The sequence below is a fragment of the Klebsiella sp. 10982 genome (assembly GCF_048589245.1).
Taxonomy (GTDB): Bacteria; Pseudomonadota; Gammaproteobacteria; order Enterobacterales; family Enterobacteriaceae; genus Klebsiella; species Klebsiella quasivariicola.
Genome location: NZ_JBMAXV010000013.1, coordinates 18,316 through 32,065, shown reverse-complemented (window position 1 = coordinate 32,065; position 13,750 = coordinate 18,316). Strand labels below are relative to the sequence as shown.

General features: G+C 58.4%; 15 protein-coding genes. 13 read left to right on the top strand and 2 right to left on the bottom strand.

The annotated features are described in order from the left end of the window. Nucleotides 1-74: 74 nt before the first annotated feature. Entirely contained in the window at nt 75-437 is a 363-nt protein-coding gene (locus ACKLKD_RS12570) for a DUF2002 family protein (RefSeq protein ID WP_002914291.1), read from the bottom strand. 149 nt (nt 438-586) lie between these two features. Here ACKLKD_RS12570 and ACKLKD_RS12565 point away from each other — a divergent pair, with 149 nt between their 5' ends. Continuing rightward, the gene (locus ACKLKD_RS12565) at nt 587-934 is read left to right on the top strand and encodes a DUF883 domain-containing protein (RefSeq protein WP_002914293.1); all 348 of its coding nucleotides are present in this window, start codon (nt 587-589) and stop codon (nt 932-934) included. A gap of 119 nt (nt 935-1,053) precedes the next feature. Here ACKLKD_RS12565 and ACKLKD_RS12560 read toward each other — a convergent pair whose 3' ends face one another. Next, a complete protein-coding gene (locus tag ACKLKD_RS12560; RefSeq protein WP_025714847.1) occupies nt 1,054-2,415 on the bottom strand; it encodes a PLP-dependent aminotransferase family protein in 1,362 nt (453 codons plus the stop codon). Nucleotides 2,416-2,503: 88 nt separating this feature from the next. On the opposite strand from ACKLKD_RS12560, the gene ACKLKD_RS12555 reads away from it, so the two are divergent. The 12 genes from ACKLKD_RS12555 (at nt 2,504) to emrA (ending at nt 13,739) form a co-directional block, all read left to right on the top strand. Further along, nucleotides 2,504-2,935, top strand: a complete 432-nt coding sequence (locus ACKLKD_RS12555) for a carboxymuconolactone decarboxylase family protein (protein ID WP_025714845.1) — start codon at nt 2,504-2,506, stop codon at nt 2,933-2,935. 183 nt (nt 2,936-3,118) lie between these two features. Further along, nucleotides 3,119-3,364: a glutaredoxin-like protein NrdH gene (nrdH, locus tag ACKLKD_RS12550; RefSeq protein ID WP_025714844.1), complete on the top strand. Its 246-nt coding sequence runs from the start codon at nt 3,119-3,121 to the stop codon at nt 3,362-3,364. Next, nucleotides 3,361-3,771, top strand: coding sequence for a class Ib ribonucleoside-diphosphate reductase assembly flavoprotein NrdI (gene nrdI, locus ACKLKD_RS12545; RefSeq protein ID WP_025714843.1), 411 nt, complete (start codon nt 3,361-3,363; stop codon nt 3,769-3,771). Before nrdH ends, nrdI begins: the two co-directional genes overlap by 4 nt. After that, nucleotides 3,744-5,885, top strand: coding sequence for a class 1b ribonucleoside-diphosphate reductase subunit alpha (gene nrdE / locus ACKLKD_RS12540; RefSeq protein ID WP_025714842.1), 2,142 nt, complete (start codon nt 3,744-3,746; stop codon nt 5,883-5,885). Before nrdI ends, nrdE begins: the two co-directional genes overlap by 28 nt. 10 nt (nt 5,886-5,895) lie before the next feature. Beyond that, complete coding sequence (gene nrdF, locus ACKLKD_RS12535) at nt 5,896-6,858, top strand: class 1b ribonucleoside-diphosphate reductase subunit beta (RefSeq protein WP_087805265.1); 963 nt, start codon at nt 5,896-5,898, stop codon at nt 6,856-6,858. A 356-nt stretch (nt 6,859-7,214) separates the two neighbouring features. Further along, a complete protein-coding gene (gene proV / locus ACKLKD_RS12530; RefSeq protein WP_025714840.1) occupies nt 7,215-8,417 on the top strand; it encodes a glycine betaine/L-proline ABC transporter ATP-binding protein ProV in 1,203 nt (400 codons plus the stop codon). After that, on the top strand, nt 8,410-9,477 hold the full coding sequence (gene proW, locus ACKLKD_RS12525) for a glycine betaine/L-proline ABC transporter permease ProW (protein WP_087805267.1): 1,068 nt from the start codon (nt 8,410-8,412) through the stop codon (nt 9,475-9,477). The genes proV and proW overlap by 8 nt, the downstream gene beginning before the upstream one ends. Before the next feature lie 77 nt (nt 9,478-9,554). After that, entirely contained in the window at nt 9,555-10,553 is a 999-nt protein-coding gene (proX, locus tag ACKLKD_RS12520) for a glycine betaine/L-proline ABC transporter substrate-binding protein ProX (protein ID WP_025712748.1), read from the top strand. Nucleotides 10,554-10,748: 195 nt separating this feature from the next. Beyond that, on the top strand, nt 10,749-11,495 hold the full coding sequence (locus tag ACKLKD_RS12515) for an AzlC family ABC transporter permease (RefSeq protein WP_087805269.1): 747 nt from the start codon (nt 10,749-10,751) through the stop codon (nt 11,493-11,495). Further along, the gene (ygaH, locus tag ACKLKD_RS12510; RefSeq protein WP_025712750.1) at nt 11,485-11,820 is read left to right on the top strand and encodes an L-valine transporter subunit YgaH; all 336 of its coding nucleotides are present in this window, start codon (nt 11,485-11,487) and stop codon (nt 11,818-11,820) included. Before ACKLKD_RS12515 ends, ygaH begins: the two co-directional genes overlap by 11 nt. 90 nt (nt 11,821-11,910) lie before the next feature. Next, nucleotides 11,911-12,441 carry a transcriptional repressor MprA gene (mprA, locus tag ACKLKD_RS12505; protein WP_002914337.1) on the top strand — a complete coding sequence of 177 codons (531 nt, stop codon included), beginning with the start codon at nt 11,911-11,913 and terminating at the stop codon, nt 12,439-12,441. 125 nt (nt 12,442-12,566) lie between these two features. Then, nucleotides 12,567-13,739, top strand: a complete 1,173-nt coding sequence (emrA, locus tag ACKLKD_RS12500) for a multidrug efflux MFS transporter periplasmic adaptor subunit EmrA (RefSeq protein ID WP_025712751.1) — start codon at nt 12,567-12,569, stop codon at nt 13,737-13,739. Nucleotides 13,740-13,750 lie beyond the last annotated feature (11 nt).

The following is a 13,750-nucleotide window of genomic DNA, read 5'->3' as shown; positions in this document are numbered from 1 at the left end:
CGCATTATCAGCGACTGGCGCTGCCAGTCGCTTTTTCCTCTCAGTCCGCTCCGCCTGACTCATCCCTTGCCTAATTAATTCGTCGACATGGCCGGCTGGGCTTCGCCAAATAGTCCATTCAGAAAACGCTCAAGCGCCATACGTGAGCTAAACCCATGCGGAATACCATAATGCTGCTGCGCGTCTCCGGCTAAATACAGCGGAAATTGTTCATAATGGTCGCAAGTTTTGATATCGGAGGCCGGTTCGGCCAACATATTGCTACGCTCTTTTAACGCCGGATGAATAACTAACGCTGTTCGCCCCATGCGCGCTTCGCGGTTCACATAAACATAATTATCGCCGCGGCGATAGCCGTACGCTTTTTGCGTCACAACATCCATGGTGAAGCCGGCTTTTTCAAGAACACGCGCCACCTCATCGGGTCTTAAATACATACTGATTCCTCGTTATCTTTTACCGCACATTGACCTTACCTTATTCGTTAAGCGCAGTGCTTTCGGAAAATTCCAGAAACCACAGCAGTAAGCATAATTCAAAATCTTGTCCTACACTTACTCACTCGATGGAATTAAGGGAGATAACGATGGCTAACCATGTGAACCGCAACAATTTTGACGAGAACGCCGAAGATATTCATAACGATGTCAGCCAATTAGCGGATACGCTGGAAGAGGTCCTGAAATCGTGGGGCAGTGATGCGAAAGAGGAAGCGGAAGCGGCGCGTGTCAAAGCACAGTCGCTGTTAAAAGAGACCCGCGCCCGCCTTAACGGCCACAACCGGGTGCAGCAGGCGGCGCTGGATGCGCGCCAGGCAGCATGCGATGCGCTGGGTTGTGCCGACACCTATGTACGCAATAAACCGTGGCACAGCGTGGGTGCCGCCGCCGCCGTCGGGGTATTTATTGGCGTATTGCTCAATTTACGTCGATAATAGCTACAGCGTCAGCTTCTGCTGTTCTACGAGCGAGCGGGAGCCCGCCAGTTTCACGGATAGAAATGAAGATAACAAATACGCGTCAGCCCCTGCGCGCCTCTGGCCGCAGGGGTTTTTTATGCGCCATCGCCCCGGATCGCCTCCCTCAGCCGCCGGGCCAGCGCATCGGCCATCGCCGCCGAGCGAATATTAGTAAAACTCATCAGTAATCCCCCTTCGCCAGCCTGGCGTATCCGCCAGTCGCTCAGCGCCTGCACCGCCAGCCCGGCCGCTGTCGCCCGTCGCGCCAGCAGGCGATCGTCGCCGCTGACCGGCATGACCAGCTGAATACCTCCCTGCTGCGGCGTGACCTGAAAGCCCTGCGCCTGCAGAGCCGACTCCAGCCACTGTCGGCGCTGGCTGTAGCTGGCGCGCATTTTCTTCAGATGACGCCAGAAATGGCCCTGCTGGATAAAATCCGCCAGCGTCTGCTGCCACAGGGTGGGAACAGTGCAGGGCTGACGCTCCGCCGTCTGGTGAAAACGCGCCACCAGCGGGGTCGGCACCACCAGCCAGGCGGTGCGCAGCGCCGGAAACAGCGATTTACTAAAGGTGCCCGCGTAGATAACCCGCTGCGGCGCATCGAGACTTTTCAATGGCGGCAGCGGTTTGCCGCGATAGCGAAACTCACTATCGTAATCGTCCTCAATAATCCACGCGTCGCGCTCCGCAGCCCACGCCAGCAGCTGGCGACGTCGGGGCAGCGACAGCGCGACCCCCAGCGGGCTCTGGTGGGCCGGGGTGAGCAGGGCAAACCGCGCTTGAGGGTGATGGCGCAAGCCCCAGCCAACATCCATTCCTTCGTCGTCCACCGGGATGGCATCCACCACCAGCTGCCTGGCCTCAACGACCGGGCGGATAAAGGGATACCCCGGATCCTCCATCCACATATGCTCCCCCGGCTGCGCCAGCGTCCGCAGGATAAGATCCATGGCGGTAGCATAGTTGCCGGTAATCAGCACCTGCTCTGGCTGGCAGTCAATACTGCGCGACAGGCGCAGATAGTCCACGATCGCCTGGCGCAGAAGCGGGTCGCCGCCGGGATCGCCGGGAGCAAGGTCGAAGCGCGACTGCGTGCGCAGTCGGCGCCCCATCACTCGCGCCCACAGCCCGCGCGGAAAGAGATCCAGCGCCGGCAGCCCCATCTGAAACGGCAGCGGCTCCGCCGATGCGGCAGGTTGCGCTGGCGTTACCGGCGCCAGCTGGCGCGGACTGAGCCGCTCGCTGACAAAAGTTCCTGCCTGCCCGCGCCGCTCAAGCCAGCCCTGGGCGACCAGTTCGCCCCAGGCGTTTTCGATAGTCGCCCGGGAGACACCCTGCTCCTGAGCAAACACCCGGCTGGCGGGGAGACGGCTGCCCGGGGCCAGTTCGCCCCGTTCAATGGCGGATTTTAGCTGGCGGGCAATACGCTGATAAAGCGGGAGGTCATGAGCTTCCATTATGGTCTGCTTTTTTCATCACAATATGGCTATCTTTTGCAGTCCATTATAGTGCTATTTTGGCTGCCGTCTTAGAGAGGAGAACACCATGAGCCAATTACGTCAGCCATTCAGTGAACTGAGCCCGGAAGTTTATAAAGGGCTGGTACAGGCCAGCATCGCGCTGGAGAAAAGCGAGCTGGGCAGCGCCCTGGTGGAGCTGGTTTATTTACGCGTCTCGCAGATCAACGGCTGCGCCTTCTGCCTTGAGAAGCACAGCCAGGCGCTGCGCAAGGGCGGTATGGCGCAAAGCAAGCTGGATGCCCTGGCGGGCTGGCGGGTAAGCGCTCACTTCACACCGGCCGAACGCGCAGCGCTGGCGTGGGCCGAGTCGGTCACCGACATTGCCGTCAGCCATGCGGAAGATGACGTCTACCTGCCGCTGCAGGAGCATTTTACCCCACGTCAGATAAGCGACCTGACCTTAGCCATCAGCCTGATGAACGCGTTTAACCGCCTCGCCGTCGCTATGCGCCTGTAGTTCCGCACAGCCTCCCCCCTCCTCCGCCGAACTATCCCGGCGGGGGAACTCCTTGCTAAAAACGCTATATATTGAGTGGTTGAAGTTTTAAATAACTACATCTAGTATTTCCTTATCGAATGACCCACAACGTTCGACGCTGCGTTTAGCGCTGTGCTGTTATCTTAAATGGAAATACGAATCATGCGCATTATTATTTACACTCGAAATGACTGCGTGCAATGCCATGCCACCCGGCGAGCCATGGAGAGCCGGGGACTGCCTTTTGAAATGGTAAACATCGACCAGCAGCCGAACACCATCGACACCCTGCGCGAACAGGGATTTCGCCAGCTGCCGGTGGTGATCGCCGGCGATCTGCGCTGGAGCGGCTTCCGCCCGGACATGATCAATCGCCTGCGCCCCTCCGCCACGGCGGCCAGCGCATGAGCCTCATCGTCTACTTCTCCAGCCGTTCGGAGAATACCCATCGCTTTGTGCAGCGCCTGGGGCTGCCGGCGGTGCGCATCCCGCTGAGCGAGCGCGAACATCTGCAGGTAGACGAACCCTATATTCTCATCGTTCCCAGCTATGGCGGCGGCGGCACGGCCGGCGCGGTACCGCGTCAGGCGATCCGCTTTTTAAACGACGTGCATAACCGCCAGCTGATCCGCGGGGTGATTGCCGCTGGCAATCGCAACTTTGGCGACGCCTGGGGGCGTGCCGGGGAGGTCATCGCGCAAAAATGCGCCGTGCCCTATCTCTACCGCTTCGAGCTGATGGGAACCCCCGACGATATCGACAACGTGCGTAAAGGAGTCAGCGAATTTTGGCAACGACAACCGCAGAACGTATAACCGCCGCGGCGGATTTTCACGCCCTCAACGCGATGCTGAATTTGTACGACAGCGAGGGTCGCATCCCGTTTGAGAAAGATCGCCAGGCGGTGGAGGCCTTTATGACCGCCCAGGTCCGGCCCAACACCCTCACCTTTGCCAGCCAGGAGGATAAACTCACCTGGCTCGTCCGCGAGGGCTATTACGATCCGCAGGTGCTGGCCGGCTATGACCGCGCGTTTGTGCTGGCATTGTTCGCCCATGCCCGGCGCGCCGCGTTTCGCTTTCAGACCTTCCTCGGCGCCTGGAAGTTCTATACCAGCTACGCGCTGAAGACCTTTGACGGCAAGCACTACCTCGAGGATTTTGCCGATCGCTGCGTAATGGTGGCGCTGACGCTGGCCCAGAGGGATGAGCAGCAGGCGCGGCAGCTAATGGAAGAGATGCTCAGCGGCCGCTTCCAGCCCGCGACCCCCACCTTCCTCAACGCCGGCAAGCAGCAGCGCGGGGAGCTGATCTCCTGCTTCCTGTTGCGCATTGAAGATAATATGGAGTCCATCGGCCGGGCGGTTAACTCGGCGCTGCAGCTGTCGAAGCGCGGCGGCGGGGTGGCTTTTTTACTCTCCAACCTGCGCGAGGCCGGAGCGCCGATCAAGCGCATCGAAAACCAGTCCTCCGGGGTGGTGCCAGTGATGAAGATGCTGGAGGACGCCTTCTCCTATGCCAATCAGCTTGGCGCCCGCCAGGGGGCGGGAGCGGTCTGGCTGCATGTTCACCATCCCGATATTTTGCGCTTTCTCGATACCCGGCGTGAGAATGCCGATGAGAAAATCCGCATCAAAACCTTGTCGCTGGGGGTGGTGATCCCTGATATCACCTTCCAGCTGGCGAAAGAAGACGCGCAGATGGCCCTGTTCTCACCGTATGACGTCGAACGGCTGTACGGCAAACCCTTCGCCGACTGCGCCATCGGCGATCTTTATCCGCAGCTGGTGGCTGATGAACGAGTGCGCAAGCGCTGGATCCGCGCCCGCGATCTGTTCCAGCGCCTGGCGGAGATCCAGTTCGAGTCCGGCTATCCGTACATCATGTTTGAAGACACCGTTAACCGCGCCAGTCCGGTGGCCGGGCGGATCACCATGAGCAATCTGTGTTCGGAGATCCTGCAGGTCAGTACGCCGTCCACCTATGATGAGAACCTCAGTTACGCCCATATCGGGGAGGATATCTCCTGCAACCTCGGCTCGCTGAATATCGCCCATACTATGGACTCGCCGGACTTTGCCCGTACTATCGCCACCGCGGTGCGCGCCCTCACCGCGGTGTCTGATATGAGCCACATTCAGTCGGTCCCCTCGGTGGCGGCCGGCAATGCGGCCTCCCACGCTATCGGCCTGGGGCAGATGAATCTTCACGGCTACCTGGCGCGGGAAGGGATTGCCTACGGCAGCCCGGAGGGGCTGGACTTTACCAATATCTATTTCTACACCGTAACCTGGCATGCCCTGCACACCTCGATGCTGCTGGCCCGCGAGCGCGGCCAGCGCTTCGCCGGCTTCGAACAGTCACGCTACGCCAGCGGGGCGTACTTCGACAAATATCTGCAGGAGGAGTGGCAGCCGAAAACCGAGCGGGTGCGCGCGCTGTTCGCTCGCGCCGGCATTCCCCTGCCCGATCGGGAAAGCTGGCGCCAGCTGCGCGACGATGTCATGCGCTATGGCATCTATAACCGCTATCTGCAGGCGGTGCCGCCCACCGGGTCGATCTCGTACATCAACCATGCCACCTCCAGCATTCATCCGATCGTCTCGAAGATTGAGATCCGCAAAGAGGGGAAGACCGGGCGGGTGTACTACCCCGCGCCGTTTATGAATAACGACAATCTGGCCCTTTATCAGGATGCGTACGAGATAGGGCCCCAGAAGATCATTGACACCTACGCCGAGGCGACGCGCCACGTCGATCAGGGGCTGTCGTTGACGCTGTTCTTCCCGGATACCGCCACCACCCGCGATATCAACAAGGCGCAAATCTACGCCTGGAAGAAAGGCATTAAGACCCTCTACTACATCCGTCTGCGCCAGCTGGCGCTGGAAGGCACTGAAATTGAAGGCTGCGTGTCCTGCGCACTGTAAGGAGAACAGGATGACCCATTTAACGCGCATCAGCGCTATCAACTGGAACCGCATTAATGACGACAAAGATCTTGAGGTCTGGAATCGTCTCACCAGCAACTTCTGGCTACCGGAGAAAGTGCCGCTGTCAAACGACATTCCCGCCTGGCAAACCCTCAGCGCAGCGGAGCAGCAGTTGACCATTCGCGTCTTCACCGGGCTGACGCTGCTCGACACCATTCAGAACACCGTCGGCGCGCCGGCGCTGATGACGGACGCCCTGACCCCGCATGAGGAGGCGGTACTGTCGAATATCAGCTTTATGGAAGCGGTTCATGCCCGCTCTTACAGCTCCATTTTTTCCACGCTGTGCCACAGCAAAGAAGTGGATGCCGCCTTTGCCTGGAGTGAAAGCTGCGATCCCCTGCAGCGCAAGGCGCAACTGATGCTGGGCTACTATCAGGCCGATGAGCCGCTGAAGAAAAAAATCGCCAGCGTGTTCCTCGAATCCTTTCTCTTCTACTCCGGCTTCTGGCTGCCCATGCACTTTTCCAGCCGGGGAAAACTGACCAATACCGCGGATCTGATCCGCCTGATCATTCGCGATGAAGCGGTACATGGCTATTACATCGGCTACAAGTATCAGAAAGGACTGGAGATCGTCAGTCCCGGCAAGCGCGAAGAATTGAAAAATTTCGCCCTCGATCTGCTGATGGATCTTTACGACAACGAGCTGGCCTACAGCCGGGAACTGTACGGCGAGAGCGGCTGGTTCGACGACGTCAGCGCTTTCCTGTGCTACAACGCCAATAAAGCGCTGATGAACCTCGGCTATGAGGCGCTGTTCCCGGCGGAGATGGCAACGGTTAACCCGGCGATCCTCGCGGCGCTGTCACCTAACGCCGATGAAAACCACGACTTTTTCTCCGGCTCCGGCTCCTCCTACGTGATAGGTAAAACGGAAGAAACCGCCGACGACGACTGGGACTTTTAACCGTACTTTCACCAGGAATATCACGGACGGATTCCTGGTGTTCTATTTCTCAGAATAACGGTTTCTCTACCAAATATTCTCTCCATCGCTTAACCGTCATCACTGCGTCATATTTAGCAGAAAACCATGCCATTCCAGGCGAATTATCCAAAGATAATCAAAAAATATCACCTGCAATAAATTGCCTCTCAGCCCTTATATCACGGGGGCTGAACCGTAAATCCCGTCTTCTCATTTTGCCGAGAGTTTGCCATTGAGGGTTGTCACAGAATCTGAGTATGTTAGGGTGTAAAAAGATCATAATCACCATCGGGTACCATATCGCAATAAACAAATAACAGGAACTTCTCTATTGCATGGCAATTAAATTAGAAATTAAAAATCTTTATAAGATATTTGGCGAGCACCCCCACCGGGCTTTCAAATATATTGAGAAAGGACTCAACAAAGCGCAAATACTGGAAAAAACGGGGCTGTCGCTTGGCGTCAAAGACGCCAGTCTGGCCATTGAAGAAGGCGAGATATTCGTCATCATGGGGCTCTCCGGCTCGGGGAAATCCACCATGGTTCGCCTTCTCAATCGCCTGATTGAACCCACCCGCGGCCAGGTGCTGATTGACGGGGTCGATATCGCCAAAATGTCGGATGCCGAGCTGCGCGAGGTGCGCCGCAAGAAAATTGCGATGGTTTTTCAGTCCTTTGCGCTGATGCCGCACATGAGCGTGCTCGACAACACGGCGTTTGGCATGGCGCTGGCCGGCGTCCCGGCCGCCGAACGAGAGCAAAAAGCGCGGGAAGCGCTGCGTCAGGTCGGGCTGGAGAATTATGCCCACGCCTGGCCGGATGAGCTCTCCGGCGGGATGCGTCAGCGCGTCGGTTTAGCCCGCGCGCTGGCAATTAATCCCGATATTCTGCTGATGGATGAAGCCTTCTCCGCGCTCGATCCGCTCATTCGCACCGAAATGCAGGATGAGCTCATCAAATTACAGGCTAAGCATCAACGTACTATCGTTTTTATTTCCCATGACCTTGATGAAGCCATGCGCATTGGCGATCGCATCGCCATTATGCAAAATGGCGAAGTGGTCCAGGTCGGTACTCCGGATGAAATATTAAATAATCCGGCCAATGATTATGTCCGCACTTTCTTCCGCGGCGTCGATATTAGCCAGGTCTTCAGCGCGAAAGATATTGCCCGTCGTAGCCCGGTCGGTCTGATTCGTAAAACACCTGGTTTTGGCCCCCGTTCGGCACTGAAATTATTACAGGATGAAGACCGGGAATACGGCTATGTCATCGAGCGCGGAAATCGCTTTGTCGGGATTGTCTCAATTGATTCTCTGAAGACGGCGCTCAGCGCCGGCCAGGGGATCGAGGCGGCGCTGATTGACGCCCCGCTGGCAGTAGAGGCGCAAACGCCGCTCAGCGATCTGCTCTCCCACGTCGGTCAGGCGCCGTGCGCCGTCCCGGTGGTGGATGAAGAACAACAATACATTGGCATCATTTCCAAACGAATGCTGCTCCAGGCTTTAGATCGCGAGGGGGTGAATCATGGCTGATCAAACTAATCCGTGGGACAGCGCCCCGGCAACCGACAGCGCCGCGCAGGCTGCTGACGCCTGGGGTGGCGCGTCCACTGCCGCGCCGGCTGACGGCGGCGGCGCCGACTGGCTGCACAGCGCGCCCGCGCCGCAGCCGGAACAGTTCAACATCATGGACCCGTTCCATAAAACGCTGATCCCGCTCGATAGCTGGGTCACCCACGCCATCGACTGGATCGTGCTGCACTTCCGCCCGCTGTTCCAGGGGATCCGTGTGCCGATCGACTATATCCTCAGCGCCTTCCAGCAGCTGCTGTTGGGGATGCCGGCGCCGGTGGCGATTATTCTCTTCGCGCTGATCGCCTGGCAGATCTCCAGCCTCGGCATGGGAGTCGCCACTCTGATTTCGCTGATTGCCATCGGCGCCATCGGTGCCTGGTCGCAGGCGATGGTCACCCTGGCACTGGTCCTCACCGCCCTGCTGTTCTGCATGGTTATCGGCCTGCCGCTGGGTATTTGGCTGGCGCGCAGCCCGCGGGCCGCGAAAATTATCCGCCCGCTGCTCGATGCCATGCAGACCACGCCGGCCTTCGTCTACCTGGTGCCGATCGTGATGCTGTTCGGCATCGGCAACGTGCCTGGCGTGGTGGTGACAATTATCTTCGCTCTGCCGCCGATCGTCCGTCTGACCATCCTTGGGATAAACCAGGTGCCCGCGGATCTGATCGAAGCGTCGCGCTCGTTTGGCGCCAGCCCGCGCCAGCTGCTGTTTAAGGTTCAGCTGCCGCTGGCGATGCCCACCATCATGGCCGGGGTTAACCAGACCCTGATGCTGGCTCTGTCGATGGTGGTGATCGCCTCGATGATCGCCGTCGGCGGTCTCGGCCAGATGGTGCTGCGCGGCATTGGCCGCCTGGATATGGGTCTGGCCACCGTCGGCGGGGTCGGGATTGTGATCCTGGCGATTATTCTTGACCGCCTCACTCAGGCTGTCGGCCGCGACGCCCGCAGTCGCGGCAACCGCCGCTGGTACACCACCGGCCCGCTGGGGCTTATCACTCGCCCTTTCTGTCGATAAGCCGATACAGCGCCGCTCCCCGGCAGCAGCCGATGCCGGGGGGCCGCCCTTCCCGTTAAACAAGAAGAGGAACCACCATGCGACATAGCACGATGATGGCCACCGCCGCCTTTGCCACCCTGCTCGCCACCAGCGCCTTCGCCGCCGACCTGCCGGGCAAAGGGATTACCGTGAAGCCTGCCCAGAGCACCATCTCCGAAGAGACCTTCCAGACCCTGCTGGTCAGCCGCGCGCTGGAGAAACTTGGCTACACCGTCGAGAAGCCCAGCGAAGTGGACTATAACGTCGCCTATACGTCCATTGCCGCCGGCGATACCACCTTTATCGCCACCAACTGGCAGCCGCTGCACGATGACATGTACGCCGCGGCGGGCGGTGATAACAAATTTTATCGCAAAGGGGTGTTTGTCTCTGGCGCCGCCCAGGGCTATCTGATCGATAAGAAAACCGCCGAGCAGTACCACATCACCTCCATCGATCAGCTCAAAGACCCGCAGATCGCCAAACTGTTTGATACCAACAATGACGGTAAAGCGGATCTCACCGGCTGCACCCCAGGCTGGGGCTGCGAAGCGGTAATTAACCATCAGATTGACGCCTATGGCCTGAGCAACACCGTCACCCATAACCAGGGCAACTACGCGGCGATGATGGCCGACACCATCACCCGCTATAAAGAGGGTAAACCGGTGCTCTACTATACCTGGACACCGTACTGGGTTAGCGATGTGCTGAAGCCTGGTAAAGACGTCGTCTGGCTGCAGGTGCCGTTTTCTTCTCTGCCGGGTGAGCAGAAAAACATTGATACCAAACTGGCCAATGGCGCTAACTATGGCTTCCCGGTGAACACCATGCACATTGTCGCCAACAAAGCCTGGGCGGAGAAAAACCCGGCCGCCGCCACCCTGTTTAGCGTGATGAAGCTGCCGATCGCCGACATTAACGCCGAAAATGCGATGATGCATGAGGGTCATGCTTCCGAAGCCGACATCAATGGTCATGTTGACGGCTGGATCAAAGCCCACCAGCCGCTGTTCGACAGCTGGGTGAAAACCGCGCTCGCCGCGCAGCAGTAACTCTGCGCCCGGATAAGGCGCTGGCTCTTATCCGGGCGAACGTCTCCCCTGCCAAGGCCGGGCAAAGTGACGGTTAAGGTCATGGAAAAGCGGATTCCAGGAATTTCCATAGTGTTAAGGGGCGTCGCCCTCTGTTAAGGTGGAGACATCGGTCAATTTGCCACCTTCACATGGATCCAGCGATAAGTTATTCATATGGAAAACCCCGCGCCCTTAACCTGTGCCTTACCTGAACGTGTCGCCACCGTCGGCGAAGGCATCAAAGATAGCCTCCCCATCGTCATCAGCTACCTTCCGGTGGCATTCGCCTTCGGACTAAACGCCACCCGGCTGGGCTTTACGCCACTGGAAAGCCTGTTTTTCTCCTGCATTATTTACGCCGGCGCCAGCCAGTTTGTGATCACCGCCATGCTGGCCGCCGGCAGTTCGCTGTGGGTCGCGGCCCTGACGGTGATGGCGATGGACGTGCGCCACGTGCTGTATGGCCCCTCGCTGCGCAGCCGTATAGCTTCCGCGCTCGATAAAAAGAAAACCGCCCTCTGGGCCTTCGGCCTGACCGATGAGGTTTTCGCCGCCGCCACCGCCAGGCTGGTCCGCGACAATCGCCGCTGGAGCGAAAACTGGATGATCGGTCTCGCGTTTACCTCGTGGGCGTCGTGGGTGTGCGGCACGCTGGCCGGCGCCTGGTCCGGCAACGGCCTGCTGGTGGATTATCCGGCAGTAGAAGCCGCCCTCGGCTTTATGCTGACTGCGCTGTTTATGAGCTTTCTGCTGGCCTCTTTTCAGCGTCAGCAGTCTCTCTGCGTCACAGCGGCGCTGGCAGGCGCGCTGGGCGGCATTCTCTTATTTTCTATTCCAGCGGCGATCCTCGCCGGGATTGTCTGCGGGTGTCTGACGGCGCTGATCCAGGCCATGCTTAAGGGGATGCCTGATGAACAGTGAGGTCCTTCTGCTCGGCGTGATTGTCGGCGGCGTCAACTATCTGTTTCGCTATCTTCCCCTGCGTCTGCGCGCCGGCCATGCCCGTCCTGCCCGCCGTGGCCCGGTCAGCGTGTTGCTCGACACCATTGGCATCGCCTCGATTTGCGCGCTGCTGGTGGTCTCCAGCGTGCCGGAGATCCTCGCCGACGCCCATCGCCTGGTGCCGACACTGATCGGCTTTCTGGTGCTGGGGGCCGCCTTCTGGAAAACCCGCAGCATTATTGTCCCGACCCTGCTATCGGCATTTGCCTATGGTCTGGCCTGGAAAATCGCCAGCGGGCTCTAAGCCTTACGTATCAGTTTGAGTCAATAATTCATTTGATTTATTTGTCACAATAGTTATTATATCGGCTGTAATTAATGAGGTCATACCCAAATGGATAGTTCGTTTACTCCCATTGAGCAAATGCTCAAATTCCGCGCCAGCCGCCACGAAGATTTCCCTTTCCAGGAGATCCTGTTAACTCGTCTTTGCATGCATATGCAAGGTAAGCTGCTGGAAAATCGCAATAAAATGCTCAAAGCGCAGGGAATTAACGAGACATTATTTATGGCGCTGATTACGCTGGAGTCACAGGAAAACCACAGCATCCAGCCGTCCGAGCTGAGCTGCGCGCTGGGCTCGTCGCGTACTAACGCCACCCGTATCGCTGATGAACTGGAAAAACGCGGCTGGATTGAGCGCCGCGAGAGCGATAACGATCGTCGCTGTCTGCATCTGCAGCTGACTGAAAAAGGCCATCAGTTTCTGCGCGAGGTTCTGCCGCCGCAGCATAACTGTCTGCATCAGCTGTGGTCTTCACTCAGCACCAGCGAAAAAGATCAGCTCGAACATATCACCCGCAAACTCCTGAGCCGCCTCGACCAGATGGAAGAAGAAGGCGTGCTGGCGGACTCTCTACGCTAAGGGCGGCGTCGCTCAGCCCATTTTTACGTTGCAAGGAAAACAGCCAGGCCAGCAGATCTCTGCTGGCCTTTCTGATAAACAGGTCGGCTCAGCCGATGTGAAATAATAAGATGGTGGAGAATAACATGAGCGCAAATGCGGAGAGCCAAACCCCGCAGCAACCAGGCAGCAAAAAAGGGAAGCGTAAAGGCGCCCTTCTGTTGCTGACATTGCTCTTTATTATTATTGCCGTGGCATATGGGATTTACTGGTTTCTGGTACTGCGTCACTACGAAGAGACCGATGATGCCTACGTAGCAGGGAACCAGGTACAAATTATGGCCCAGGTCTCGGGCAGCGTGACCAAAGTCTGGGCCGACAACACGGACTACGTGCAGAAAGGCGATCCGCTGGTCACCCTCGATCAGACCGATGCCCAGCAGGCGTTTGAAAAGGCCAAGACTCAGCTGGCCGCCAGCGTCCGCCAGACCCGCCAGCAGATGATCAACAGCAAGCAGCTGCAGGCGAATATCGACGTCAAAAAAACCGCCCTCGCCCAGGCGCAGGCTGACCTGAATCGCCGTATCCCGCTGGGTGCCGCGAACCTCATCGGCCGCGAAGAGCTGCAGCACGCCCGCGACACCGTCGCCAGCGCGCAGGCCGAGCTCGACGTGGCAATCCAGCAGTACAACGCCAACCAGGCGATCGTGCTGGGCACCAAACTGGAACAACAACCGGCGGTGCTCCAGGCGGCTACCGAAGTGCGTAACGCCTGGCTGGCTCTGCAGCGTACGCAAATCGTCAGCCCGATTAGCGGCTACGTTTCCCGTCGCTCAGTACAGCCTGGCGCGCAGATCGGCACCACCACGCCGCTGATGGCGGTGGTCCCGGCAACCAACCTGTGGATCGACGCCAACTTTAAAGAGACACAGCTGGCGCACATGCGTATCGGCCAGCCGGCCACCGTGATCAGCGACATCTATGGTGATGACGTGAAATACACCGGCAAAGTGGTTGGTCTGGATATGGGCACCGGCAGCGCCTTCTCCCTGCTGCCGGCGCAGAACGCCACCGGCAACTGGATCAAAGTGGTACAGCGTCTGCCAGTCCGTATCGAGCTGGATGAAAAACAGCTGGCGGAACACCCGCTGCGCATCGGTCTCTCAACGCTGGTGGAGGTCAATACCACCAACCGCGATGGTGAAATGCTGGCCAGCCAGGTACGGAGCTCCCCGGTTTACGAGAGTAATGCCCGTGAAATCGCTCTCGATCCGGTTAATAAACTGATAGACGACATCATTCGGGCCAACGCCGGATAATTCGGGGTGAG